Annotated in this window: 41 protein-coding genes; 7 read left to right on the top strand and 34 right to left on the bottom strand. The window is 44.5% G+C overall.

What is annotated here, in order from left to right; translation table 11 throughout:
* Window positions 1-326: 326 nt before the first annotated feature.
* From DVO77_RS18735 to DVO77_RS18720, 4 genes are read right to left on the bottom strand one after another with little or no spacing between them, the layout of a single operon-like run.
* The gene (locus tag DVO77_RS18735) at window positions 327-911 is read right to left on the bottom strand and encodes a TlpA disulfide reductase family protein (protein WP_119979389.1); all 585 of its coding nucleotides are present in this window, start codon (window positions 909-911) and stop codon (window positions 327-329) included.
* The gene (nrfF, locus tag DVO77_RS18730; RefSeq protein ID WP_110456958.1) at window positions 908-1,387 is read right to left on the bottom strand and encodes a heme lyase NrfEFG subunit NrfF; all 480 of its coding nucleotides are present in this window, start codon (window positions 1,385-1,387) and stop codon (window positions 908-910) included. Before nrfF ends, DVO77_RS18735 begins: the two co-directional genes overlap by 4 nt.
* Window positions 1,387-1,944 (bottom strand): DsbE family thiol:disulfide interchange protein, encoded by a 558-nt coding sequence (locus DVO77_RS18725; RefSeq protein ID WP_110456959.1) that lies wholly within the window; start codon window positions 1,942-1,944, stop codon window positions 1,387-1,389. Before DVO77_RS18725 ends, nrfF begins: the two co-directional genes overlap by 1 nt.
* 17 nt (window positions 1,945-1,961) lie before the next feature.
* Window positions 1,962-3,935: a heme lyase CcmF/NrfE family subunit gene (locus DVO77_RS18720; RefSeq protein ID WP_110456960.1), complete on the bottom strand. Its 1,974-nt coding sequence runs from the start codon at window positions 3,933-3,935 to the stop codon at window positions 1,962-1,964.
* 410 nt (window positions 3,936-4,345) lie between these two features.
* Between DVO77_RS18720 and ccmI the strand changes: the two genes are divergently transcribed.
* Entirely contained in the window at window positions 4,346-5,590 is a 1,245-nt protein-coding gene (gene ccmI / locus DVO77_RS18715; RefSeq protein ID WP_110456961.1) for a c-type cytochrome biogenesis protein CcmI, read from the top strand.
* A 130-nt stretch (window positions 5,591-5,720) separates the two neighbouring features.
* On the opposite strand, the gene DVO77_RS18710 is transcribed toward ccmI, so the two are convergent.
* A complete protein-coding gene (locus tag DVO77_RS18710; protein ID WP_110456962.1) occupies window positions 5,721-6,014 on the bottom strand; it encodes a c-type cytochrome in 294 nt (97 codons plus the stop codon).
* A 336-nt stretch (window positions 6,015-6,350) separates the two neighbouring features.
* On the opposite strand from DVO77_RS18710, the gene ccmA reads away from it, so the two are divergent.
* The 6 genes from ccmA (at window position 6,351) to DVO77_RS18680 (ending at window position 10,213) form a co-directional block, all read left to right on the top strand.
* On the top strand, window positions 6,351-7,001 hold the full coding sequence (ccmA, locus tag DVO77_RS18705; protein ID WP_110456963.1) for a cytochrome c biogenesis heme-transporting ATPase CcmA: 651 nt from the start codon (window positions 6,351-6,353) through the stop codon (window positions 6,999-7,001).
* Between the two features lie 10 nt (window positions 7,002-7,011).
* Window positions 7,012-7,698 carry a heme exporter protein CcmB gene (ccmB, locus tag DVO77_RS18700; protein ID WP_110456964.1) on the top strand — a complete coding sequence of 229 codons (687 nt, stop codon included), beginning with the start codon at window positions 7,012-7,014 and terminating at the stop codon, window positions 7,696-7,698.
* Between the two features lies 1 nt (window position 7,699).
* Window positions 7,700-8,446 carry a heme ABC transporter permease gene (locus DVO77_RS18695; RefSeq protein WP_110456965.1) on the top strand — a complete coding sequence of 249 codons (747 nt, stop codon included), beginning with the start codon at window positions 7,700-7,702 and terminating at the stop codon, window positions 8,444-8,446.
* A complete protein-coding gene (gene ccmD, locus DVO77_RS18690; RefSeq protein WP_110456966.1) occupies window positions 8,446-8,643 on the top strand; it encodes a heme exporter protein CcmD in 198 nt (65 codons plus the stop codon). The genes DVO77_RS18695 and ccmD overlap by 1 nt, the downstream gene beginning before the upstream one ends.
* Window positions 8,643-9,128, top strand: coding sequence for a cytochrome c maturation protein CcmE (ccmE, locus tag DVO77_RS18685; RefSeq protein ID WP_119979388.1), 486 nt, complete (start codon window positions 8,643-8,645; stop codon window positions 9,126-9,128). The genes ccmD and ccmE overlap by 1 nt, the downstream gene beginning before the upstream one ends.
* Before the next feature lie 107 nt (window positions 9,129-9,235).
* Window positions 9,236-10,213 (top strand): ABC transporter substrate-binding protein, encoded by a 978-nt coding sequence (locus DVO77_RS18680; protein ID WP_119979386.1) that lies wholly within the window; start codon window positions 9,236-9,238, stop codon window positions 10,211-10,213.
* Window positions 10,214-10,621: 408 nt separating this feature from the next.
* On the opposite strand, the gene rplQ is transcribed toward DVO77_RS18680, so the two are convergent.
* The 29 genes from rplQ to DVO77_RS18535 form a co-directional block, all read right to left on the bottom strand.
* Complete coding sequence (gene rplQ / locus DVO77_RS18675; RefSeq protein ID WP_110456969.1) at window positions 10,622-11,014, bottom strand: 50S ribosomal protein L17; 393 nt, start codon at window positions 11,012-11,014, stop codon at window positions 10,622-10,624.
* A 39-nt stretch (window positions 11,015-11,053) separates the two neighbouring features.
* The gene (locus DVO77_RS18670) at window positions 11,054-12,043 is read right to left on the bottom strand and encodes a DNA-directed RNA polymerase subunit alpha (RefSeq protein ID WP_011863990.1); all 990 of its coding nucleotides are present in this window, start codon (window positions 12,041-12,043) and stop codon (window positions 11,054-11,056) included.
* A gap of 24 nt (window positions 12,044-12,067) precedes the next feature.
* Window positions 12,068-12,688 carry a 30S ribosomal protein S4 gene (gene rpsD, locus DVO77_RS18665; RefSeq protein WP_110456970.1) on the bottom strand — a complete coding sequence of 207 codons (621 nt, stop codon included), beginning with the start codon at window positions 12,686-12,688 and terminating at the stop codon, window positions 12,068-12,070.
* A 35-nt stretch (window positions 12,689-12,723) separates the two neighbouring features.
* Complete coding sequence (gene rpsK, locus DVO77_RS18660; RefSeq protein ID WP_011863988.1) at window positions 12,724-13,116, bottom strand: 30S ribosomal protein S11; 393 nt, start codon at window positions 13,114-13,116, stop codon at window positions 12,724-12,726.
* A gap of 17 nt (window positions 13,117-13,133) precedes the next feature.
* On the bottom strand, window positions 13,134-13,490 hold the full coding sequence (gene rpsM / locus DVO77_RS18655; RefSeq protein ID WP_110456971.1) for a 30S ribosomal protein S13: 357 nt from the start codon (window positions 13,488-13,490) through the stop codon (window positions 13,134-13,136).
* Between the two features lie 116 nt (window positions 13,491-13,606).
* Complete coding sequence (gene rpmJ, locus DVO77_RS18650) at window positions 13,607-13,720, bottom strand: 50S ribosomal protein L36 (protein WP_006083579.1); 114 nt, start codon at window positions 13,718-13,720, stop codon at window positions 13,607-13,609.
* A 21-nt stretch (window positions 13,721-13,741) separates the two neighbouring features.
* Entirely contained in the window at window positions 13,742-15,082 is a 1,341-nt protein-coding gene (gene secY, locus DVO77_RS18645) for a preprotein translocase subunit SecY (protein WP_119979384.1), read from the bottom strand.
* A 7-nt stretch (window positions 15,083-15,089) separates the two neighbouring features.
* Window positions 15,090-15,524, bottom strand: a complete 435-nt coding sequence (rplO, locus tag DVO77_RS18640) for a 50S ribosomal protein L15 (RefSeq protein ID WP_110456973.1) — start codon at window positions 15,522-15,524, stop codon at window positions 15,090-15,092.
* 1 nt (window position 15,525) lies between these two features.
* Window positions 15,526-15,711: a 50S ribosomal protein L30 gene (gene rpmD / locus DVO77_RS18635; RefSeq protein ID WP_028764668.1), complete on the bottom strand. Its 186-nt coding sequence runs from the start codon at window positions 15,709-15,711 to the stop codon at window positions 15,526-15,528.
* 5 nt (window positions 15,712-15,716) lie between these two features.
* The gene (gene rpsE, locus DVO77_RS18630; RefSeq protein WP_110456974.1) at window positions 15,717-16,220 is read right to left on the bottom strand and encodes a 30S ribosomal protein S5; all 504 of its coding nucleotides are present in this window, start codon (window positions 16,218-16,220) and stop codon (window positions 15,717-15,719) included.
* Between the two features lie 13 nt (window positions 16,221-16,233).
* A complete protein-coding gene (gene rplR / locus DVO77_RS18625; protein ID WP_028764670.1) occupies window positions 16,234-16,584 on the bottom strand; it encodes a 50S ribosomal protein L18 in 351 nt (116 codons plus the stop codon).
* A gap of 10 nt (window positions 16,585-16,594) precedes the next feature.
* A complete protein-coding gene (rplF, locus tag DVO77_RS18620) occupies window positions 16,595-17,125 on the bottom strand; it encodes a 50S ribosomal protein L6 (protein WP_110456975.1) in 531 nt (176 codons plus the stop codon).
* 10 nt (window positions 17,126-17,135) lie between these two features.
* Window positions 17,136-17,528 (bottom strand): 30S ribosomal protein S8, encoded by a 393-nt coding sequence (rpsH, locus tag DVO77_RS18615; protein ID WP_110456976.1) that lies wholly within the window; start codon window positions 17,526-17,528, stop codon window positions 17,136-17,138.
* A gap of 23 nt (window positions 17,529-17,551) precedes the next feature.
* Window positions 17,552-17,857 carry a 30S ribosomal protein S14 gene (gene rpsN / locus DVO77_RS18610; protein ID WP_110456977.1) on the bottom strand — a complete coding sequence of 102 codons (306 nt, stop codon included), beginning with the start codon at window positions 17,855-17,857 and terminating at the stop codon, window positions 17,552-17,554.
* Between the two features lie 10 nt (window positions 17,858-17,867).
* Window positions 17,868-18,407, bottom strand: coding sequence for a 50S ribosomal protein L5 (gene rplE, locus DVO77_RS18605; RefSeq protein WP_110456978.1), 540 nt, complete (start codon window positions 18,405-18,407; stop codon window positions 17,868-17,870).
* A 12-nt stretch (window positions 18,408-18,419) separates the two neighbouring features.
* The gene (rplX, locus tag DVO77_RS18600; RefSeq protein ID WP_110456979.1) at window positions 18,420-18,734 is read right to left on the bottom strand and encodes a 50S ribosomal protein L24; all 315 of its coding nucleotides are present in this window, start codon (window positions 18,732-18,734) and stop codon (window positions 18,420-18,422) included.
* A gap of 11 nt (window positions 18,735-18,745) precedes the next feature.
* Window positions 18,746-19,114 (bottom strand): 50S ribosomal protein L14, encoded by a 369-nt coding sequence (gene rplN, locus DVO77_RS18595; protein WP_011863976.1) that lies wholly within the window; start codon window positions 19,112-19,114, stop codon window positions 18,746-18,748.
* Window positions 19,115-19,293: 179 nt separating this feature from the next.
* Window positions 19,294-19,542, bottom strand: coding sequence for a 30S ribosomal protein S17 (rpsQ, locus tag DVO77_RS18590; protein ID WP_110456980.1), 249 nt, complete (start codon window positions 19,540-19,542; stop codon window positions 19,294-19,296).
* On the bottom strand, window positions 19,542-19,733 hold the full coding sequence (gene rpmC / locus DVO77_RS18585; RefSeq protein WP_011863974.1) for a 50S ribosomal protein L29: 192 nt from the start codon (window positions 19,731-19,733) through the stop codon (window positions 19,542-19,544). The genes rpsQ and rpmC overlap by 1 nt, the downstream gene beginning before the upstream one ends.
* Window positions 19,733-20,143 (bottom strand): 50S ribosomal protein L16, encoded by a 411-nt coding sequence (gene rplP / locus DVO77_RS18580; protein WP_110456981.1) that lies wholly within the window; start codon window positions 20,141-20,143, stop codon window positions 19,733-19,735. Before rplP ends, rpmC begins: the two co-directional genes overlap by 1 nt.
* Before the next feature lie 11 nt (window positions 20,144-20,154).
* On the bottom strand, window positions 20,155-20,844 hold the full coding sequence (gene rpsC, locus DVO77_RS18575) for a 30S ribosomal protein S3 (RefSeq protein ID WP_110456982.1): 690 nt from the start codon (window positions 20,842-20,844) through the stop codon (window positions 20,155-20,157).
* A gap of 9 nt (window positions 20,845-20,853) precedes the next feature.
* Entirely contained in the window at window positions 20,854-21,186 is a 333-nt protein-coding gene (gene rplV, locus DVO77_RS18570) for a 50S ribosomal protein L22 (protein WP_011863971.1), read from the bottom strand.
* Between the two features lie 15 nt (window positions 21,187-21,201).
* Window positions 21,202-21,480, bottom strand: coding sequence for a 30S ribosomal protein S19 (gene rpsS, locus DVO77_RS18565; RefSeq protein WP_006083596.1), 279 nt, complete (start codon window positions 21,478-21,480; stop codon window positions 21,202-21,204).
* Between the two features lie 11 nt (window positions 21,481-21,491).
* The gene (gene rplB / locus DVO77_RS18560) at window positions 21,492-22,319 is read right to left on the bottom strand and encodes a 50S ribosomal protein L2 (RefSeq protein ID WP_028764679.1); all 828 of its coding nucleotides are present in this window, start codon (window positions 22,317-22,319) and stop codon (window positions 21,492-21,494) included.
* Window positions 22,320-22,335: 16 nt separating this feature from the next.
* A complete protein-coding gene (gene rplW / locus DVO77_RS18555; protein WP_011863968.1) occupies window positions 22,336-22,635 on the bottom strand; it encodes a 50S ribosomal protein L23 in 300 nt (99 codons plus the stop codon).
* Complete coding sequence (rplD, locus tag DVO77_RS18550) at window positions 22,632-23,237, bottom strand: 50S ribosomal protein L4 (RefSeq protein WP_110456983.1); 606 nt, start codon at window positions 23,235-23,237, stop codon at window positions 22,632-22,634. Before rplD ends, rplW begins: the two co-directional genes overlap by 4 nt.
* A 16-nt stretch (window positions 23,238-23,253) precedes the next feature.
* Window positions 23,254-23,892 carry a 50S ribosomal protein L3 gene (rplC, locus tag DVO77_RS18545; RefSeq protein WP_110456984.1) on the bottom strand — a complete coding sequence of 213 codons (639 nt, stop codon included), beginning with the start codon at window positions 23,890-23,892 and terminating at the stop codon, window positions 23,254-23,256.
* A 27-nt stretch (window positions 23,893-23,919) separates the two neighbouring features.
* Window positions 23,920-24,231 (bottom strand): 30S ribosomal protein S10, encoded by a 312-nt coding sequence (rpsJ, locus tag DVO77_RS18540; RefSeq protein WP_011070616.1) that lies wholly within the window; start codon window positions 24,229-24,231, stop codon window positions 23,920-23,922.
* 365 nt (window positions 24,232-24,596) lie between these two features.
* Window positions 24,597-24,699: EF-Tu C-terminal domain-related protein (locus DVO77_RS18535; protein ID WP_162924224.1), on the bottom strand; the 103-nt coding region annotated here is incomplete at its 5' end.

The raw sequence follows: 24,699 nt of genomic DNA, 5'->3' as shown, positions 1-24,699 counted from the left end.
GCGTCAAGTGCTTATTTTAAGAAGTTTTCCAAGCGATGATTTCTTAAGCAGAAGTCATCAATCGAAGCCCTTAAAAAGCGCTTATCACCTGAATCAAATCTCCGAAGAGTTTAACTCGCCTCTCTTTGTTAAAAGAGAGGCTGACTTAGCTGCAAGTCCCGTACTACCTAGATAGTTAGCCTGCTGTGCCGTGTCAGTGGATGCGCATTATAGGCAGTTCTCAGATGGGCGCAAGGGCTTTTTACAATAAAAAAGATCGCATGCCGATCTTTTAGGCAAATGCGATCTTTTCTGTTTAAATTCACATCAAATTGGCTGTTTTAGAGCTATTTAGTGCTCTCTTGTTCGATAAAGCTATTAATCAACTCTACCGCTTTAGCATCGTCCCAATCTACAAAGGTTCTAACGAACGCAATAAGCTCACCTTTACCATTGAGGATAAAGGTGGCGGGTATTGTATCTAAGGGGAACACTTCACTTAATGCCTGTTGAGGATCATAGTAGGTTTTAAATCCTTCCATATCCAATGACTTTAAGAAAGGTTCAACCTTAGCGGTACCATCGATATCAATAGAGATGGGTAATACAGTAAACTTACTTTGATCGAACTTAGTTTTAAAACGATCGAGTGCTGGCAACTCTCTCACACATGGTGGGCACCAAGTTGCCCACATGTTGACCATGATGACTTGACCGCGATATTGACTAAAATCGATTGCTGTACCATTCCGATCTGAGAAGGCAACCACATCGATTGGATAAGACTTAGGCAACACGTTGATACGATCGACACTCGATTGAACTTGCCCTTGTGCCTGTTGCTGCATCCCAGGGTAAGCTTGTACATTTGCAGTAAACAATAGTGTCACTGATAACAAACCCACAAGCGCAGCAGCAAAGGACTTACTCATTTTGATGCTCGCTTAAGTAGTTTATCTAGTTCCGCTTGATCTTCAGCGCTTATCTCTTGCTCTACAGCACCTGATATACGTTGTTTACGAACAAAGATAAAACCAATTAATAAACCAATCAGCAATAGGCCAATAGGACCAAGCCATAAGGCATAGGTCTTGGCTTCCATCTTAGGCTTATATAAGACAAATTCACCATATCGACTGGTCATGAAGTTAATGATCTCTTCATCCGCCTTGCCTGCATCAACCATTTGATACACTTCTAGACGTAAATCTTGTGCAACTGGTGAGTTTGAATCGATTAAGTTCTGATTTTGACACTGTGGACAACGCAGTGAATGCGCTAACTCAAGTGCACGCTTTTGATTATCAACAGATTTAAACTCATAGGTGTCGACTGGTGTTGCCACCGCAGAGCCTAATACGCTTATTGATAGCAATAATGCACTAATTAAAGCGATAAAGGTTTTCATTAAGAAGCCCCCTCTGCTCTAGCTTGAGCTTGTAGCTCTTGGATCATTGGATAAAGTGTTTCGTTCCAAACGCGCATGTCGATCGGGCCAGCGTAGCGGTAACGAATGATACCATTGTGATCGACTAAATAGCTTTCTGGTGCACCATAGACCCCAAGATCTAAACCTAGACGACCGTCATGGTCGAAAATGTTCATGGTATAGGGGTCTCCTTCGCGGCTAAGTTCGCGGATCGCTAAAGGTCGTTCGTCACGATAGTTAATACCATAGATAGGCAAGATGTTTTGTCTTGCTAACCGCATTAGATGCGGATGCTCATACTTACAAGATGGGCACCATGTCGCCCATACATTGAGTAATGACACCTGGCCTTTTAAGCTCTCATTGGTAATGATTTCGTTCGCATTCTCTAGACGTTCTAGCTGGAAAGCCGGGATTGGCTTTCCTTCAAGAGCCGAATCGAGCTGCTGAGGATTAAGGAATAGTCCTTTATAAAGGAATACCCCCATCACCAAAAATAATACCAACGGAATAAATAGTACTAACCTGTTTTTCATACTTGCCCCAATTCAAGTTATGCCGTTGCTAAATCTTCTTTAGCTTTTTCTTTGGTTGTTTCGTTTACTTTGACTTTACGATATCGCTTATCTGAAGCGGCAAAGACACCGCCAACCATCATGAAGATACTGCCAAACCATAACCAACGCACAAATGGTTTATAGTTCAAACGTACAGCAAACTCAGTACGACTAATTGGATCGCCCATAGTGATATATAAATCACGGAACAGACCCCAATCGATACCCGCCTCGGTCATATCCATAGTACGGACGTTATATTGACGACGATCAGGTTTAAGCAGGGTGATAAACTCACCATCTTTACTCACCTCGACCTGACCCTGCTGGGCAGTATAGTTAGGCCCCACGACATTTTTAGTTTCAACGTAATGGAAACTGTAGCCAGCCAGCTCCTGGGTAACACCAGGTCCCATGCGCACACTCTTTTCGATAGAATAGTTCGAAACCATAGTCGCACCGATAATAGAGACCGCAATACCAAAGTGAGCTATGACCATGCCCAGTTGGCTGCGTCCCATGCGCGCAAGACTAACGCCATCTTTACCATTAACAATGTCGTAGGCAGCTCGTAATGTAGCCAGTACAACCCAAGTCGCAATACCTATACCTAGAGTGACCCAGATATTAAATTTACCATCGACTAAGAAAGGTGCTGCAATACCTACAATGGCGGCAACGATTGCCGGTACAACTAATTTACGACTAAGCTCACCCGATTTAGCACGTTTCCAACGAATATTGGGACCAATCCCCATAAACACAAACAGCACAAGGACTATGGGTACAAACACTGCGTTGAAATATGGTGGGCCTACCGAGATCTTACCCATATTTAGCGCATCAATCAGCAGTGGGTATAAGGTACCAAGCAATACGGTACCGCAAGCCACAGTCAACAGAATATTACACACCAGAAGCATGGTTTCTTTTGACATTAACTCAAAACGTGCAGGGCTCTTCATATCACTCGCACGGAAAGCAAAGAGGGTTAGCGAGCCACCGATAGCTAAACCAAGTAGCAGCAGAATAAACATACCGCGACCGGGATCGGCGGCAAACGAGTGTACAGATGTCAACACACCTGAACGTACAATAAAGGTACCTAGCAAGCTTAATGAAAATGCAAAAATAGACAGTAACACGGTCCAGTTACGGAATGTGGCACGTTTTTCGGTAACGATAACCGAATGCAGTAATGCAGTACCAATCAACCAAGGCATAAATGAAGCGTTCTCAACCGGATCCCAGAACCACCAACCACCCCAGCCGAGTTCATAGTAAGCCCACCATGAACCCAATGAAATACCACCAGTAAGGAAAATCCATGCGGCCAATGTCCAAGGACGACTCCAGCGCGCCCAAGCAGAATCAAGACGCCCACCCATTAATGCCGCGATCGCAAATGCAAAGCTTACAGAGAAGCCCACATATCCTAAATAAAGCATAGGCGGATGGAAGATTAATCCAACGTCTTGCAACATAGGGTTAAGATCGCGCCCTTCCATTGGCGTAGGGAACAGACGCTCGAAAGGACTCGAAGTCAATAACATGAACAAACTAAAGCCAATAACGATCATAGCCAAGATCGCTAACACTCTAGCGGTGAACACCTCTTCTAACCCTTTACTGAAAAGCGCCACGGCCGCGGTCCACACTGATAAAGCAAATACCCAGAACAGTAATGACCCTTCATGCCCGCCCCATACGGCAGCTATCTTAAAGAAAATAGGCAACTGAGAATTGGAGTGGTGAGCTACATAGGCAACAGAGAAATCATCGACGGCAAAGCTATAGCCTAGCACGATAACAGAGAGAAAAATAAAGAAGAACATGCCATAGCTTAATGGCCAAGCATATCGTACAAGGTATTGATCTTTACGGGCAACACCGATTAAAGGTACGCTGGCTAATAGAAAGGCAAAAGCCAAACCTATTATCAACGAAAAGTGTCCTAATTCAGGGATCATGGGTTTTCCTCAGTCCTATATAGTCATCAGTTAAGCCAGCGCTTTACTGATTCACGAGAGTTTGCAATTCACACTACTCAAGGTACAAATTTTGAGTCATTTTAGTATTTGCTATTGTATCTGTCTGCTTCTTTCGACCAATTATGGGTGACCAGTCTCATTCTTACCCACCGAGACTCGCTAAGTGACTCTGTTAAAAACTGACAGATTTTAATGTCTGACCCTTGTCTGAAACTTAAGTTTCACGTAATTATTTAAAATAAAATCGAACTGTGAACCAGTGCAAAAGTATCGCTTTTTAAAGTCATTTAATGGCTTATATTACTGTTCAATGAATAATCTTTCCGTATAATCTAGTCCCTAATCCTGCGGTATTCCCGCTCTCCTGCAACTAATGTGAAAATGAAATAATGACCACTCTCTGGATTTTTATTGCGCTTTTTGTATTAGTCAGCCTAGCGCTGATTTGGTTTCCTCACTTCCGTCAGCGAAAAATGCTGCAGGCGGCTGAGTTAGGTGTTCGCAACGAAACGAACCTCGACCTCTTTAATAATCGACTCGCAACACTAGAAAAAGAACTCAACGACGAATTACTCGATCAAGCCGAATTCGACGCACTTAAGAAAGAACTTGAAATCAGCTTACTGCAAGATATGAAGCAAGGTGAAGATGAATCTCTAGTTGATCAAACCAAGCCTAAAGGCCTGTTATGGCCAGTTTTGATGTCCGTCATGGTATTGGGCATCTCTGGTTACATGTATAGCAACTTGGGAGCATACGCCAACCTCGATCGCGCCGAGCCAGCTAATCCACATGCCGGAATGGATGCAAGCCAAATTATGGCTCAACGTATCAGCATGATGGAGGCTCAATTAAAAGCCGAGCCAGACAATAGTCAATTACTCTTTAGTTTAGGACATACTTATATTAGTGCCAGCCGCTATGATGATGCAGTTAAAGCATTCGATAAGGCTATGGAGCTTGTCGGAACCCACGCTGAATTACTCGGCCCTAAAGCGACAGCACTTTACTACAAGGCTGATCAGCGTATGACGCCACAAGTTCAGGCTCTCATCGATCAAGCTTTAACTTTAGACCCACAAGATCCTTCGACCTTGTTGTTGGTCGGAATGGATGCTTTCTTCAACGCTAATTACGCTAAATCTATCGAAGCCTGGCAAACCATTCTCGATAGCGAACGTAGCGATGTTGATCGTGGTGCCATAATCAACGCCATCGATAGTGCCAAAATGAGAATGCAAGCTGAAACTGGCGAAATGCCAAACGATACCACACATCAGCAAGCAGGCATTGGTAAAACTATTAACGTCGATGTTTCAATTGCTCCAGAATTACAAGCCCAAGTAAAAAGCAGTGATATGTTGTTTATCTTCGCTCGCAATATCGAAGGCCCTAAGGTACCACTTGCCGCGACTAAGATATCAGCAAAATCACTCCCTATGACTGTCACCTTAGATGACAGTACAGGTATGGGTGGCGATATCAAGTTAAGTGACGTAAATAATGTTGAGATTATCGCTGTACTGTCCAAGCATGGCTCAGTTAAAGCACAACCTGGCGATATTCAAGGGCGCTTAGAGATTGTAGCCGTAGGCTCGACCGCGACACTAGTGTTAGACACTCAAGTCCAATAACCTAGCCAAAACAAAAAAAGCCGACCCGCGGGTCGGCTTTTTTTGTGGACTACATTGACTAAATGGGCCACGGAAGTGAATTTTGAGCACAAAAAAACCGGCTTTAAGCCGGTTTTTTATTCACGAAAAATTACTTAGACATGAACTCAATAGCATTCTTGTAATCTTCGTCGGTACAATCTGTACACATACCACCTGGTGGCATTGCGTTTAGACCACCTTTAACGCTACCCAGTAAAGCATCCATACCTTTAGCTAAGCGAGGCTCCCATGCAGCAGCATCGTGCGATTTTGGTGCGCCAGCGACACCCATGCTGTGGCATACTTGACATGCCTTGTTATAAACAGCTTCACCGTCTTGCGCAAATACGTTTACAGACAAGGTCAATGCAGCCACTGCTGACAATGCTAACAGTTTTTTCATGTTCAGAGTTCCTAATGCAAATATTAACAAAGCTCAATGCCACCCTGACGGTATGTTGGGTAGACTTATTTTAGCGCCACAAGGATACATCAAACTTCAACAAATCTCATCTTTTTGTGACTAGTATCGGAATTTGAAGCATTCAACTACCACAACTACCAAACTTGACTGCTACATTAGCAAAAGTTGAAAAAGTTCAACACTCGGTATTAAAAGGTTTCACTTTTTGGAAGCATATCAAATTGCTGACACTAAAAAGTAACCAATACTAAACCCCATTAGGGGGAGTATGTTAATATCGTTTAAGTTGACATATGGCTTGAGATAGAGGGTTCAGTGGTAGAAGAAAAAACAGCAACAACACTGGTATCAGCCGACAGCTTAACGTGCATTCGAGAAGAGCGAATCTTATTTGATGAGTTAAGTTTTCACATCCAAGCTGGTGAAATAGTCCAGATTGAGGGGCCTAATGGTGCCGGTAAAACGAGTCTATTGCGCATACTCGCTGGTTTGTCCCGTCCCTATGCTGGAGAAACTCGCTATAAAGGCGAAGATATTACACGCTGCCGTGACGAATATAACGATGACCTACTCTATCTAGGCCATTTAGCAGGCGTTAAGAGTGAATTAACTGCAGAAGAAAACCTTAACTTTAATTTAAGAATCAGTGGGTATGATGATTTCAATACCAATGACATATTAGCAAAAGTCAATTTATCAGGGTTTGAAGAAGCGCTTGCAGGGCATCTTTCTGCAGGCCAACATAGAAGAACAGCATTAGCCAGGCTATGGCATACCAACTGTAAAGTATGGCTACTCGATGAACCATTTACTGCCATCGATAAGAAAGGCGTTGAAGAGTTGGAACACCTATTTTTGCGTCATGCCGAAAACGGGGGGTGCGTCATCATGACGACCCATCAAGATATGGGTATTATAGGTGATGATATCTTGCGAAAAATCCGCCTCGATTACCGCTTTATATGAGGTGCAGTAGATGAACAAAGGCATTAGTTTTACCCAAGCGTTTTATACCCTACTCAAGCGCGATCTACAGATTGCCATTAGGCACAAGGGCGATATTTTTAATCCACTGCTATTTTTTATCCTAGTAGTCACCCTATTTCCGCTTGGTATTGGTCCTGAACCACAAGTATTATCGCGAGTAGCACCTGGGATAATCTGGGTCGCCGCATTACTCGCATCGATGCTGTCATTAGAGCGTCTTTTTAAAGCTGACTTTGTCGACGGTAGCCTTGAGCAGATGTTGTTAAGTCCACAGCCATTGTCACTAATGGTATTAGCTAAAGTATTAGCTCATTGGATATTAACTGGCGTCCCCTTAATTTTAGTCGCACCATTACTAGCGGTATTATTACACCTTGAAGACAATAGCTATGGCGCGCTTATGGCAACCCTAGCCCTAGGAACCCCAGTGCTCAGTTTGCTTGGCGCAATCGGAGTTGCATTGACCGTTGGATTGCGTAAAGGGGGCGTATTATTAAGCTTGTTGATTTTGCCGTTATATATTCCAGTATTGATTTTCGCGACCAGCGCAATCGATGCTGCAGGATTAAACCTACCCTATAGCGGCCATCTCGCGATTATTGGCGCGATGTTGGTCGGTTCGTTAATTTTAGCACCTTTTGCAATAGGTGCTTCACTAAGAGTGAGTACTAACTAATATGTGGAAATGGCTACATTCATATGCAGATCCTCAACGTGCATATAACCTCTCAGGCACACTACTGCCTTGGTTTGCCACGTTAGCGATAGCTTTTATTGGTGTCGGATCAGTTTGGGGACTACTCTTTGCCCCAGTAGATTACCAACAAGGTGATAGTTACCGCATTATCTTTATCCACGTACCCGCTGCATCCATGTCGATGTCAGCCTATATGGCCATGGCGACATCAGCCTTTATCGGTTTGGTATGGCAGATCAAATCGGCCGATTGGGCTGCGGCGGCAATTGCACCTATCGGCGCAGTTGTCACCTTTATCGCATTAATCACCGGCGCGGCATGGGGTAAGCCTATGTGGGGAACATGGTGGGTATGGGATGCGAGGTTAACATCTGAGTTAGTACTGCTCTTCCTTTATTTGGGTGTCATCTCACTGTATGCGTCATTCGAAGATAAAGTACTAGCAGCTCGAGCAGCAGGAATCTTAGCCATCGTTGGTGTAATTAATATCCCAATCATCAAGTACTCAGTTGAATGGTGGAACTCATTACATCAACCAGCAACAATCAAGATTACCGAGAAGTCTTCAATGGCGCCTGAGATGCTTTACCCTCTGCTGATAAATATCTTTGGGTTCGGCTTAATGATAGGTGCGATTACTTTAGTTCGTTTTAGGGCAGAAATCTTGGCCAGAAATGGGATGCGCCCATGGGTTCGGGAACTCGCTAAAGCTGAAGGAGTCAAATAATGCAATTCGATTCATTAACAGATTTTTTAAATATGGGTGGCTATGCTTTTTATGTATGGCTATCTTATGGGATAACGGTCTTTTCGTTAGCAACCTTGATTTTTTTCAGTGTGCGTCAAAAACGTAAGATACTCATTGAAATATCAAAGAAAATGCAACGTGAAGAGCGCCTCAAAGCAAACCGGAGTAATCAATAGTGAACGCCAGACGTAAAAAGAGACTTGCCCTTGCAACCGCTTTAATCGGAGGAGTTGCCGCCATTGCCTCGCTACTATTATATGCGTTGAATTCGAACCTAAACCTGTTTTATACCCCTACCGAAATTGTGCAGGGTAAAAAAGATACAGGAGTAAAACCCAAAGTTGGCCAACGTATTCGTGTCGGCGGCATGGTTACTGTCGGCTCAATGATCCGCGACCCTAACAGCTTACATGTCGAATTTGCGGTACATGACTCGCTCGGGGGGGAAGTCATTGTCACGTATGACGATCTTCTACCAGACCTCTTCCGTGAAGGGCAAGGTATCGTTGCTCAAGGCGTATTAATTGAGAATGGTAAACTTGAGGCAACCGAGGTGTTAGCTAAGCATGATGAGAACTACATGCCACCCGAAGTCGCCGAAGCAATGGGCCAGACTCATGAAAAGCTTGAGTATGGCAGCGAGCAGAAAGCCAGTTACTAAATAAGTTCATTATTAAAGGCCTCTATCGAGGCCTTTTTTATTACCACTATTCCTCAAGCATAAGAGAGACTATAACTATAGTAGGCATTTCAATAAGGATATTATACATGCGCAGCATTCTCTTATTACTCATCTACATCTTAAGTCTCCCACTCAACGCTGCAAACATAATGATAATCCACAGTTATCACAGTGATAATCCATGGACTGCAAGTTACAGCCTAGGCCTTGAAGAACAACTCAAGCCAAACGAGCATATCACCCATGTTTACCTAAACTCTAAACGACTACCCTACTCTCACTATTCAAGGCTTGCAGAAGCCGCATGGGAAGCATATATAGCGAATAAACCTGATTTGGTCGTACTTGCTGATGATAATGCAATTGCATTACTCAGCAGGCGTTTAAGTAGAACCGAGACGCCTGTTGTATTTCTTGGATTAAATACAAACCCTAGGGATCATCAACTGCAAGACTATAGAAACTTCACTGGCGTTTTAGAACGGCCATTGTTCAAACGCTCATTATTACTAATAGACTTTATCTTACCCAATAAACAAAACAAAAAACTGCTCATCCTTTCAGATGCAAGTCCAACATCTATTGCCGCTTTTACCCCGCTAATTCGTAATAATGAAACGACTCATATAGGTAAGATACAATTAGACTTTAAACTGATCACGAGTGAAAAAGATTGGAAGGAGACTATCATTAAAGCTAAAACTGATGGTTATGATGGGCTGTTTATCGCGCTATACCACACCTTAACAGATGAGTTTACTAACCATAGTGATCCACAGGCGATACTCAAATGGACAGCCAAATACTCACCTGTTCCCCATTTTGGTTTTTGGGATTTCAATGTCAGCAAAGAAGCCAATATTGGAGGCTATGTATTGGATGGCTATCAGCACGGAAAACTCGCAAGTAAGCTGATTGCACAGATATTACTTGGAGCACTACCTAGTTCATTACCTTATGTAAGCGATCGAAAAGGGCAATTTATGTTTAGTCGTTATGGCGTGAATAAATGGCATATAACCTTACCAAAAGACATTGATGCTGAAACCCATTGGGTTGAGTGATTTATGCCCAATAAATGCAACTCATGCCTACCTATAGGTGTATTTTTAATATTACTTTAAATTCAAAACTAATCGTCGCCTCTGTTTAGCATGATAAAACGTTAAGCAATTCTATAAGCTTAAATTACCACTCTATAGCGGGTTATATTGATTAACTCTTGAGTCAAACTGGGAGCCTAAGTTTGTCATCGAGTGGTTATTATCAATGTAATAAAATACTATAAACTTTCGAATAATACTACGCTCTCCACGATAAGCCCTACTCTGCTCACTAAAAGCTACTCACAATGTATAAAGTTTAACTGCTCTCTTCAGGCATCTATTTGAATACAAAATATCGTGAGCGCATAAAATTAAGACATAAAAAAAGCCGGGCAGAGCCCGGCTTTTTAACAATTAATCCTAGTATTACTCAGCTGTATCTTCAACAGCTTCAGCAGCTTCAGGACGACCTACTAGTTCAATATACGCCATAGGCGCTTTATCACCAGTACGCAGACCGCACTTTAGGATACGGGTATAACCACCAGGACGTTCCTGGTAGCGTGGACCCAACTCATTAAATAACTTACCTACGACTTCAGCGTCGCGAGTACGAGCAAACGCCAAACGACGATTTGCAACGCTATCACTCTTAGCAAGTGTTATTAGAGGTTCAACTACGCGACGCAGTTCTTTCGCTTTAGCAACAGTAGTCTTGATCACTTCGTGACGGACTAAAGAGCTTGCCATGTTACGGAACATAGCTTGGCGATGACTGCTGTTACGGTTTAGTTGACGACCACTCTTACGATGGCGCATGACCTAATCCTTATTACCTAAATCTGTACAAACGTAGACTTATAGGTCGTCTGCTAAACTAGCTGGAGGCCAGTTTTCTAGACGCATACCTAATGAAAGTCCGCGAGAAGCCAACACATCCTTAATTTCGGTAAGAGATTTCTTACCCAAGTTAGGTGTTTTAAGTAGCTCAACCTCAGTACGCTGTACCAGATCTCCGATGTAATGAATCGCTTCGGCTTTCAAACAGTTAGCCGAACGTACAGTTAGCTCTAGATCGTCGACAGGACGCAACAGAATTGGGTCGAACTCTGGTTTCTCTTCTTTCTGTTCCGGCTCAGTCACATCTCGCAATTCAACAAACGCATCTAGCTGTTCGGCCAGAATAGTCGCTGAACGACGAATTGCTTCCTCAGGATCAATAGTACCGTTTGTGGTCATATCGATAACGAGTTTGTCTAAGTCAGTACGCTGTTCAACACGTGCTGCTTCAACATTGTAAGCAATACGCGCGACAGGTGAGAAAGATGAATCCACTAACAAACGACCAATTGGGCGATCATCGTCTTCAGTTTGTGCTCTAGCCGAAGCCGGAACATAACCACGACCACGCTCAACGCGGATACGCATGCTGATATCGTTATTACCAGTCAAATGACAGATAACATGATCAGGATTCATAATAGTAACATCACCATCGTGCGTGATATCTGCTGCGGTAACAGGGCCTGCGCCTGACTTGCTTAAAGTAAGCATAGCCTCGTCTTTACCCTCGATAACCACTGCCAAACCTTTAAGGTTAAGCAAGATTTCAAGGATATCCTCTTGTACGCCTTCCTTGCTGCTGTATTCGTGCAGTACACCATCAATCTCGACTTCGGTAACCGCGCAGCCGGGCATAGACGACAATAGGATACGACGCAACGCGTTACCTAAAGTGTGACCAAAACCACGTTCAAGCGGTTCTAGTGTAACCTTGGCACGTGTTGGGTTAACCTGCTCGATATCAACGAGACGCGGTTTAAGAAATTCTGTAACAGAACCCTGCATTGTGTCCTCTCTTGTTTATTAGCCTTACTTAGAGTAAAGCTCGACGATCAGCTGTTCGTTAATTTCCGCAGATAAATCGCTACGCTCAGGTAGACGCTTAAAAGCACCTTCCATCTTAGTAGTATCTACTTCAACCCATGTTGGCTTTTCGCGCTGAGCAGCAACTTCTAAAGCAGCTTTAATACGAGCTTGCTTTTGAGACTTCTCACGAACGCTAATTACATCATTCGCAGACACTTTAAATGATGGAATGTTAACAACGCGGCCGTTGACCATAATTGACTTATGGCTAACTAGCTGACGTGATTCAGCACGTGTAGCACCGAAACCCATGCGATAAACGACGTTATCTAAACGAGTTTCCAAAAGGGTCAATAGGTTTTCACCAGTGTTGCCTTTTATACGTGCAGCATCTTTGTAGTAGTTACGGAATTGCTTTTCAAGCACACCATAAGTACGACGAACTTTTTGTTTTTCGCGTAACTGAACGCCATACTCAGACAAACGAGCTTTACGAGCGCCGTGTTGTCCAGGTGCAGCTTCAAGCTTACACTTCGAATCAATTGCTCTCACACCGCTTTTTAAGAAAAGGTCAGTACCTTCTCGGCGGCTGAGCTTGAGCTTTGGACCCAAGTATCTTGCCATGTTCTTTCTCCAACTATCCTATTAAAAACGGGCGATTAAACGCGACGTTTCTTAGGAGGACGACAACCATTATGAGGGATCGGCGTCACATCGGTAATGTTGGTTATTTTATAACCAACCGCGTTCAGCGCTCGAATAGCTGATTCACGACCTGGACCTGGACCCTTCACAAAAACTTCAAGGTTTTTAACACCGTAGTCCTGAGCAGCAACACCTGCGCGCTCAGCAGCAACCTGTGCAGCGAATGGGGTAGATTTACGTGAACCACGGAAACCTGAACCACCAGAAGTTGCCCAAGATAGTGCATTACCTTGACGATCTGTAATGGTAATAATTGTGTTGTTGAAAGATGCATGGATATGAGCCATGCCATCAGCAACCTGTTTACGTACGCGCTTGCGCGTTGAACGTGACGGAACTTTAGCCATATTGGTTTACCTTCCCGTTACTTTCTAATTGGCTTACGTGGACCTTTACGCGTACGCGCATTGGTCTTAGTACGTTGCCCACGAAGGGGCAGGCTACGACGGTGGCGAAGACCACGATAACAACCAAGGTCCATTAGACGCTTGATGCTCATGGATACTTCACGACGTAAGTCACCTTCTACAATGTATTTAGCAACTTCTTCGCGTAGTGTGTCTATTTGAGCTTCGCTCAATTCCTTGATCTTAGCATCTTCAGCAATTGAAGTAGCCGCGCAGATTTTTTGTGCGCGAGTAAGTCCAATACCATAGATAGCAGTCAATGCAATGACTGTATGCTTTTGATCAGGAATGTTAATGCCAGCGATACGGGCCACTATGCACTCCTCATAAGTTAAAGGCCATCTGTGAAAAGCCCGGTAGGATACTCGACAGATGACAATTTTGCAAATAATATTTTGACCAGCTCAACTATTGAGCTGGTCAAAAGTTTTTAGCCTTGACGCTGTTTGTGTTTTGGTTCAACACAGATAACGCGTACAACGCCGCTACGCTTGACGATCTTGCAGTTACGGCAGATCTTCTTCACGGAAGCTCGAACTTTCATTTCATCACTCCGTAAAGCTACTTAGCGTCCAAAGCGATCTAAGTTCGCTTTGTTAACTAGGTTAGCTTTCTTCATCACAGACTCATATTGATGAGACATCATATGGGTCTGAACCTGAGCCATGAAGTCCATGATCACGACTACCATAATTAGTAGTGAGGTACCGCCAAAATAGAACTGCACCTTCCACGCGATTAACATGAACTCCGGAATTAAACAGATAAAGGTAATGTATAAAGCGCCAGCTAATGTTAAGCGAGTCATTACTTTATCTATATAACGCGAAGTCTGTTCTCCAGGACGGATCCCGGGAATAAACGCACCACTCTTCTTCAAGTTGTCTGCTGTTTCACGTGGGTTAAATACCAACGCAGTATAAAAGAAACAGAAGAAGATGATTGCTGTTGCGTACAATAATGAGTAAAGCGGTTGGCCTGGCGATACTGCGAGTGAAAAGTCACTCAACCAAGATAAACCTTCATTTTGTCCAAACCACTGAGCCAGTGTGCCTGGAAACAAGATGATGCTTGACGCAAAAATTGGGGGAATCACACCCGCCATATTAACCTTAAGCGGTAAGTGAGTGCTCTGCGCAGCAAATACCTTACGGCCCTGCTGACGCTTAGCATAGTTAACAACGATTCGACGCTGTCCACGCTCAACAAACACAACAAAATAGGTTACAGCAAATACAATTACCGCAATCAACAATAATACTAGTACGTTCAAGTCGCCTTGACGCGCCTGCTCAGCCGTTTGGCCGATAGCAGATGGTAGACCAGCAACAATACCTGCGAAAATCAGAATCGAGATACCGTTACCTATGCCTCTCTCGGTAATTTGTTCACCTAGCCACATAAGGAACATAGTTCCTGTTACTAGACTCACCACAGCAACGAAGTAAAAACTTAAGCCGAGGTTTAAAACTAAACCTGGGACTAAGTTTGGTAAACCAGTTGCGATACCGATTGCTTGGAATGTACCCAAGACCAGTGTTCCATATCGTGTATATTGACTAATCTTCTTACGCCCAGATTCGCCTTCCTTTTTCAGTTCGGCAAGTGCTGGATGTACGACGGTCAATAGTTGCATGATAATCGATGCCGAAATATACGGCATGATACCTAATGCAAAGATAGAAGCACGTTCAAGGGCACCACCAGAGAACATGTTAAACATGCCTAGGATGGTCCCCTTCTGCTGATTAAACAGCTCTGCTAATACAGCTGCGTCAATACCAGGAATTGGTACGAACGAACCGGCCCTAAAGACGATAATCGCACCAATCACGAACAGGAGGCGAGTCTTCAATTCAGAAAATCCACCTTTCGCGCTTTTTAAATCAAGTCCTGGTTTTGCCATCGACGTATTATTCCTCGATCTTTCCGCCGGCAGCTTCAATAGCTGCACGAGCACCTTTAGTTACCTTAAGACCTTTAACGGTCACAGGGCGTTCAATGGTACCTGAAAGAACGACTTTAGCAAACTGTATGTTGCGAGTAACGAGATTCGCATCTTTCAGTGCATTCAAGTCGACAACATCACCGTTAACTTTAGCTAGTTCGCTGATACGAATTTCGGCAGATACCAACGCTTTACGCGAGGTAAAACCAAACTTCGGCAAACGAATCTTAAGTGGCATTTGACCACCTTCGAAACCGACGCGAACGCCGCCGCCTGAACGAGACTTCTGACCTTTGTGACCGCGACCAGCAGTCTTACCTAAGCCAGAACCGATACCGCGACCTACACGCTTAGCTGCTGATTTAGCACCTGCAGCAGGTGATAGAGTATTTAGACGCATCTTATACTTCCTCCACCGAAACCATGTAGTAAACCTTGTTAATCATACCGCGAATTGAAGGAGTATCTTCAACTTCAACAGTGTGATTAATACGGCGTAGACCTAGACCAGTTAAAGTGGCACGATGCTTTGGCAAACGTCCAATAGAACTTTTAGTCTGAGTCACTTTTAAAGTTTTAGTAGCCATGGTGCTTAACCTCGAATTTCATCAACATTCAGGCCACGCTTGGCTGCGATTTGAGCTGGTGACTTCATGTGCACCAACGCATCTACAGTTGCGCGAACGATGTTGATCGGGTTAGTAGAACCGTATGCTTTTGACAGAACGTTATGAACGCCTGCTACTTCCAATACGGCGCGCATAGCACCACCGGCAATAATACCAGTACCTTCAGAGGCTGGTTGCATGTAAACACGCGAACCAGTGTGACGGCCCTTAACAGGGTGGTGCAAAGTACCATTTACAAGTTCAACAGAAACAATGTTACGGCGAGCCTTTTCCATTGCTTTCTGAATTGCTGCAGGTACTTCACGCGCTTTACCATAGCCATAGCCGACTTTACCGTTACCATCACCCACTACAGTTAGTGCAGTGAAGCTAAAGATACGTCCGCCTTTAACTACTTTAGAAACACGATTTACTGCAACTAACTTCTCTTGCAGATCGTCTTTTTGTTGAGCTTCAAATTTAGCCATTTTAAATCATTCCTTAGAACTGGAGGCCAGCTTCACGAGCAGCGTCTGCTAATGCAGCTACGCGTCCGTGATACTTAAAGCCGGAACGATCGAATGCAACTACAGTTACGCCTTTTTCGATAGCACGCTCTGCAACGGTTTTACCCACTACTTTTGCTGCATCAACGTTACCTGTGTATTTAAGCTGCTCTGATACCGCTTTCTCAGCAGTAGAAGCTGCCGCCACAACTTGCGCGTTGGCATCAATAACCTGTGCGTACGTGTGACGTGGTGTACGATGTACAACCAGACGGTTAACGCCCAGCTCTTGGATCTTCTTACGGGCGCGAGTAGCGCGGCGTAAGCGAGATGTTTTCTTATCCATATCGCGTTACCTACTTCTTCTTAGCCTCTTTACGGCGTACTTGTTCATCAGCATAACGAACACCTTTACCTTTATAAGGTTCTGGTGGACGGTAGCCACGAATCTCTGCAGCAACTTGGCCAATCAACTGCTTATCAGTACCTTTCAGTACGATTTCAGTTTGACTTGGGCACTCTGCAGTTACGCCGTCAGGAAGCTGGTGTACTAGAGGGTGAGAGAAACCTAGAGTCAAGTCGATACCGTTACCAGCAATTTTTGCACGGTAACCAACACCTACTAGAGTCAATTTTCTTTCGAATCCTTCGTGAACACCAACAACCATGTTGTTGATTAGAGCTCGAGCAGTACCAGCTTGTGCAGCGGTTTTAGCGCCTTCAACTGGTGAACACTTAACTTCATTGTTTTCTACAACAACAGAAACATCAGCGTTAATTACTCGAGTCAAACTACCTTTAGCACCTTTTACGGTGATAGTTTGTTCGTTTAAAGTCACTTCTACGCCTGCAGGAATAGCGACTGGTGCTTTTGCGACACGAGACATTGCTAGCTCCTTATGCTACGTAGCAGATAACTTCCCCACCCATGCCATTTTGGCGGGCAGTACGATCAGTCATCAAACCTTTAGAAGTGGACACGATTGCGACACCCAGTCCGCCCATCACCTTTGGAAGTTCGTTTTTACCTTTGTAAATACGAAGACCAGGACGACTTACGCGCTGGATAGTCTCAACGACTGGTTGGCCTTGGAAATACTTTAAAGTGATTTCTAAAACCGGCTTAGCTTCGCCTGCTACGGCGTAGTCAGCAATATAACCTTCTTCTTTAAGCGTCTGTGCAATAGCAACTTTTAGCTTATTAGAAGGCATAGATACTGATACTTTGTTAGCAGCTTGGCCGTTACGAATGCGAGTTAACATATCCGCAATTGGATCTTGCATGCTCATATTAGCTTACTCCGTGACAAGTATTACCAGCTGGCCTTACGCAGGCCAGGAACTTCACCACGCATGGTAGCTTCACGCAATTTAATACGGCTTAAGCCGAATTTGCGTAGGAAACCATGTGGGCGACCAGTTTGACTACAACGATTGCGCTGACGCGCAGAACTTGAGTCACGTGGTAGGCCTTGCAGCTTAAGAACTGCATCCCAACGATCTTCATCAGAAGTAGTTGGACTGCTAATGATAGCCTTAAGAGCTAGACGCTGTTCAGCATACTTAGCCACGAGCTTGGCACGTTTTGCTTCACGTGCTTTCATTGAACTTTTTGCCATTTCGCTACCCTTATTTCTTGAATGGGAAGTTAAAGGCGTCTAGTAAAGCACGGCCTTCTTCGTCATTCTTCGCAGTAGTAGTGATAACAATATCCATACCACGGATTTTATCGATTTTATCGTACTCGATTTCCGGGAAGATAATTTGCTCACGTACACCCATCGCGTAGTTACCGCGTCCGTCGAACGACTTAGCGCTCAAACCACGGAAGTCACGGATACGCGGGATTGCGATATCAACTAAACGCTCAAGGAACTCCCACATGCGTTCGCCACGCAGAGTTACCTTACAGCCGATCGGGTAGCCATCACGGATTTTAAAACCAGCAACTGATTTACGAGCAACAGTTACTACTGGCTTTTGACCAGCAATAGCAGTCATGTCACGAAGCGCATGCTCCATAACTTTCTTATCTGCTACAGCTTCGCCAACACCCATATTGAGGGTGATTTTCTCAATCCGAGGGACTTGCATGACACTGGTATAACCGAACTTCTTTGCAAGCTCAGCGACAACAGTCTCTTTATATTTATCATGCAGTTTCGCCATCGTTTACTCCAATTACTTAACGAGTTCACTGTTCGACTTAAAGAAACGGACTTTTTGGCCGTCTTCAAATCGGAAACCAACGCGATCAGCTTTGCCAGTGGCAGAGTTGAAAATCGCTACATTTGATGCTTGTATTGGTGCTTCTTTCTCAACAATACCACCAGTCACACCCATTTGTGGGTTAGGCTTCTGGTGCTTCTTGATAAGATTGATGCCTTCTACAATTAATTTACCAGTTGGCAAAACTCGAGAAACCTTACCGCGTTTACCCTTGTCTTTACCTGCTAGTACAATTACTTCGTCTTCACGACGGATTTTAGCTGCCATTTTGAAGCTCCTTACAGTACTTCTGGTGCCAGAGAAACAATTTTCATAAATTGTTCGGTACGCAATTCACGCGTCACTGGTCCAAAGATACGAGTACCAATCGGTGCTAGGTTTGCGTTAAGCAATACCGCTGCATTCCGATCGAAGCGAATGACAGAACCATCTGGACGACGAACGCCTTTCTTAGTACGGACTACCACCGCGTTATACACATCACCTTTCTTCGCTTTACCGCGAGGAATTGCTTCTTTTACAGAAACTTTGATGACGTCGCCGATACCGGCATAACGACGATGAGAGCCACCCAAGACCTTAATACACTGAACTCTACGAGCGCCGCTATTACAGGCGACTTCTAGAGTCGATTGCATTTGGATCATTTTAAGTGCTCCGCTATCGTTACTTCACAAATCCCACATTTGGGGCATATTTTAACCAATCTAGACGACATTATTGTCTAAAAAGGCGCGCAAGTATAACACCCAAAAATAGGAATAGATAGTACTAAAAATAAAAACGGCCCCAGTTGAAGGAGCCGTTTCACTAATACCTAAATAAATTAGGCTTTCGTTACTACTTCAACCAGAGTCCAAGACTTAGTCTTAGACAGCGGACGGCATTCGCGAATAGTCACGATATCGCCAGCATTACACTGATTTGTTTCGTCATGTGCATGAATCTTAGTAGTACGCTTGATAAACTTCCCGTATAAAGGATGCTTAACCATACGTTCAATAGCGACAGTGATAGACTTATCCATCTTGTTGCTAATTACTCGACCCTGCATAGTACGGATTTTATCAGTCATTATGCACCCGCCTTAGAAGTAATAATGGTCTTAACGCGCGCAATGTTACGACGCACGATTTTAAGCTGATGAGTTTGAGTCAACTGACCAGTGGCGTGTTGCATACGCAGATTAAACTGCTCACGCAGCAGACCAAGCAGTTCAGCGTTCAATTCTTCAACGCTCTTCTGTGTTAGTTCGCTCGCTTTCATTACATCACCGTCTTAGTTACGAAGGTAGTCTTAATTGGAAGCTTGGCCGCAGCTAAAGCAAACGCTTCACGCGCTAGAGCTTCAGGTACACCATTCATCTCGTAAAGAACCTTACCAGGTTGAATCTGGCAAACCCAGTATTCAACGTTACCCTTACCTTTACCCATACGCACTTCAAGAGGCTTAGAGGTAATTGGTTTGTCAGGGAAAACGCGAATCCAAATTTGACCTTGACGTTTAATGTGACGTGTCATAGCACGACGCGCAGATTCGATTTGACGTGCGGTTAGACGACCACGTCCAACAGCTTTCAGACCGAATTCACCGAAGCTTACTTCAGTGCCGTTCGCTAGACCGCGGTTACGGCCCTTGAACATTTTACGAAACTTCATTCGTTTTGGTTGCAGCATTGCCAGCTCTCCTATTTACCGCGAGGCTTACGCTTCGGCTGCTGTTTCGGCTCTTCGTGCGCAGGAACAACGCCATCTAGGACTTCACCTTTGAAGACCCAAACTTTAACGCCGATCACACCGTATTGAGTGTGACTTTCTGCAGTAGAATAGTCGATATCAGCACGCAGTGTATGTAGAGGCACACGACCTTCACGATACCACTCCGAACGCGCAATCTCAGCACCGCCTAGACGGCCGCTCACTTCAACTTTGATACCTTTGGCACCAAGACGCATTGCATTTTGTACTGCGCGCTTCATAGCACGACGGAACATAACACGACGCTCTAGCTGTGAAGCGATGCCTTCGGCAACAAGCTTCGCATCTAGCTCAGGCTTACGGATCTCAGCGATGTTGATTTGAGCTGGAATACCAGTCAACTTGGCAACTTCGTTGCGCAATTTTTCAACGTCTTCGCCTTTCTTACCAATCACAACACCTGGACGGGCAGTGTGAATAGTAACACGAACACTCTTAGCTGGACGCTCGATAACAATCTTAGAAACTGAGGCTTGCTTAAGTTTCTTTTCTAGAAACTTACGCACTTCCCAGTCGCTGCTCAAGTTATTGGCATAATCTGATTTATCAGCGTACCAAGTCGAGATCCAAGGCTTAGTGATACCCAGACGGATACCATTAGGATGTACTTTCTGTCCCATTGCTAACTCCTAGCGATCTGATACAACCACAGTGATGTGGCTGGTACGCTTGATTATACGATCAGCACGGCCTTTAGCACGTGGCATGATACGCTTCATTGTTGGACCTTCGTCTACAAAGACTTTTCCAACTTTCAGCTCGTCAATGTCAGCACCTTCGTTGTGCTCAGCATTAGCGATAGCAGAATCTAGTACTTTTTTAACAAGTACAGCTGCTTTCTTTGGGCTGAAAGTTAAAATTTCGAGAGCCTTAGCAACAGGCAGTCCACGGATTTGATCTGCAACCAAACGACACTTTTGAGGCGACGTACGGGCAAAACGATGTTTAGCTAAAACTTCCATCTTGAGTCTCCCGTATTAACGCTTCTTCGCTTTCTTATCAGCAGCATGGCCGCGATAAGTGCGAGTTGGTGAAAATTCACCAAGCTTGTGGCCGATCATTTCGTCAGTTACGAACACAGGTACGTGCTGACGACCATTATGGACAGCGATGGTCAACCCAATCATGTTAGGGATGATCATAGAGCGGCGAGACCAAGTCTTAATAGGCTTTTTGTCACCCGCTTCCATCGCTTTCTCTACCTTCTTCAGCAAGTGTAGGTCAATGAATGGACCTTTCTTGAGAGAACGTGGCATGGCGAATCCTCTTACTTTTTGTTACGACGACGTACAATGTACTTGTCGGTGCGTTTATTACTACGGGTCTTATAACCCTTAGTTGGGACACCCCATGGAGAAACCGGATGACGGCCACCAGAAGTACGGCCTTCACCACCACCATGTGGATGGTCTACAGGGTTCATTGCAACACCACGCACTGTTGGGCGTACGCCTCTCCAGCGCTTAGCACCTGCTTTACCTAACTGGCGTAGCATGTGTTCGGCATTACCAACTTCACCTAGTGTCGCGCGGCAATCTACAGGTACTTTACGCATTTCGCCAGAGCGAAGACGTAGAGTAGCGTAAGCGCCATCACGAGCTACAACTTGTACATAAGTACCTGCTGAACGAGCGATTTGAGCACCTTTACCAGGCTTCATTTCAACTGCGTGTACAACACTACCTACTGGGATGTTGCGTAATGGCAAAGCGTTACCCGCTTTGATTTCTGCATCGATACCAGACTGGATCTTATCACCAGCTTGCATGCCTTTAGCTGCAAGGATGTAACGACGCTCACCATCAGCATACAAAACAAGTGCGATGTTAGCTGTACGGTTTGGATCATATTCCAAACGTTCAACTTTTGCAGGAATACCATCTTTGTTGCGCTTAAAGTCAACAATACGGTAATGCTGCTTGTGTCCACCACCTACGTGACGAACAGTGATACGACCAGTATTGTTACGGCCACCACTTTTAGACTTTTTCGCCAACAAGCCAGCAAAAGGTTTACCCTTGTGCAGATCGCTGTTTACCACTTTAACTACGTGGCGACGACCAGCAGAGGTTGGCTTACACTTAATAACTGCCATGATAATTCTCCTTTGCTTACTCAGCGCCGACGAAATCGATATCAGCACCAGCAGCTAAAGTCACATAGGCTTTTTTCCAATCGCTACGGCGGCCAGTACGGGCACCATGACGCTTAGTTTTACCTTTGTTAACCAAAGTGCGAACTGAATCTACTTCAACTTCGAACAACTTAGCTACTGCAGCTTTAACTTCAGCTTTAGTCGCATCGATAGCCACACGGAAAACGACCGTGTTGTTATTCTCAGCGCATACAGTACTCTTTTCAGAGATGTGTGGCGCTAGAATAACTTTTAGCAAACGTTCTTCGCTTATCATCCCAGCATCTCCTCGATTTGCTTAATAGCATCGGCAGTAACTAGTACTTTGTTGAACGCGATTAGGCTAACTGGGTCGATACCAGCAACGTCACGAACGTCAACTTTGTATAGGTTGCGTGCAGCTAAGAACAAGTTCTCGTCAATTTCTGGAGTAACAATTAAAACGTCTTCCAGGTTCATTTCTGCCAATTTAGCTTTCAGCTCTTTAGTTTTAGGAGCTTCAACACCAAATGACTCAACGACAACAAGGCGATCTTGACGTACTAATTCAGACAGAATGCTCTTAAGCGCTCCGCGGTACATCTTCTTGTTAACTTTTTGGCTGTGATCTTGTGCTTTAGCAGCGAATGTTACGCCACCGCCACGCCAGATTGGGCCTTTAACAGTACCAGCACGTGCGCGGCCAGTACCTTTTTGGCGCCATGGCTTTTTGCCAGAGCCAGTTACTTCTGCGCGAGTCTTTTGAGCACGAGTGCCCTGACGCGCGTTTGCAGCGTATGCTACAACTACCTGATGAACCAGTGCTTCATTAAAGTCACGGCCGAAGGTAGTTTCGGAAACTTCAAGAGCACTCTGTGCGTCTTTCAATACCAATTCCATTACTATCTCCTCAGACCTAAGCTTTAACGGCAGGCTTGATGATCAGGTCGCCATTAGTAGCGCCTGGAACTGCACCCTTAACCAATAGCAAGTTACGTTCAACATCTACACGTACAACGTCTAGATTTTGAGTAGTAACACGCTCGGCACCCATGTGGCCTGACATTTTCTTACCTTTGAAAACGCGACCAGGTGTTTGGTTTTGACCGATAGAACCGTTAGCTCTATGTGCCAATGAGTTACCATGTGTTGCATCTTGGGTACGGAAATTCCAACGCTTAATACCGCCTTGGAAACCTTTACCTTTTGATTGACCAGTAACATCAACTTTCGCTACGTCAGCGAAGATATCAACATTAAGCTCGGCACCAACTTCAATGCCTTCGCCTTCACCATCTGCCAAACGCACTTCCCACAAACCACGACCGGCTTCAACGCCAGCCTTAGCAAAGTGACCTGCTTCTGGTTTAGTGATGCGATTAGCTTTTTTGGTACCAGTAGTAACTTGAAGTGCACGGTAGCCGTCTGTTTCTAAAGTTTTCACTTGAGCAACGCGGTTAGCTGCAATTTCAATTACTGTTACAGGTATTGACGCACCATCTTCAGTGAAGATGCGAGTCATACCTACTTTACGACCGATAAGACCGATAGCCATCTCTCAAACCTCTTCTAAGGATCTCAATTAACCTAAGCTAATTTGAACGTCAACACCTGCCGCAAGATCTAGACGCATCAACGCATCTACAGTCTTCTCAGTCGGCTCTACGATGTCAACAAGACGCTTATGAGTACGAAGTTCGTACTGATCACGCGCATCTTTATTAACGTGTGGAGAGATCAAAACGGTATAACGCTCTTTGCGCGTTGGTAGTGGAATTGGACCACGTACCTGGGCGCCTGTGCGCTTAGCAGTTTCAACGATTTCCGCAGTAGATTGATCGATCAGACGATGATCAAATCCTTTTAAGCGGATACGGATTCTTTGGTTCTGCATTGACCAGAGCTCCTAAAATGGACACATAAAAAATCACCCTCTAGCTTCTTCCTTACTGGAAAAGCAGAGCGAGATGATTTAACCGTTCGACTCCAAATCGGAGTCGCTGTATTATTTTACGTCGGCTTCTAGAACCGACAATTTACCCGCCTAATGGTTAAGGCGAGAGGGAGCATTATACTGATCTGCACATAGAGATCAACCCCATTGAGCGAATTAACACCACATAGCTGCTAACTCTCTAAAGTGGCGAGTATTATACTTATTCCGATCAAGAAAGCTAGCCTTTGTGTTCATCAAATTCTAGCCAATAAAAAAGGCAGCCTAAGCTGCCTTTTTTATTATTGTGTTAAGACACTTTGCTATTAAGCAATGATCTTAGCTACAACACCAGCACCAACTGTACGGCCACCTTCACGGATAGCGAAGCGTAAACCTTCATCCATCGCGATTGGGCAGATCAGTGTT

The sequence above is a fragment of the Shewanella algidipiscicola genome (genome assembly GCF_003605125.1).
In the GTDB taxonomy this organism is placed as follows: domain Bacteria; phylum Pseudomonadota; class Gammaproteobacteria; order Enterobacterales; family Shewanellaceae; genus Shewanella; species Shewanella algidipiscicola.
The sequence above is the reverse complement of the archived record's forward strand: the minus strand, read 5'-3'. Positions and strand labels throughout refer to the sequence as shown.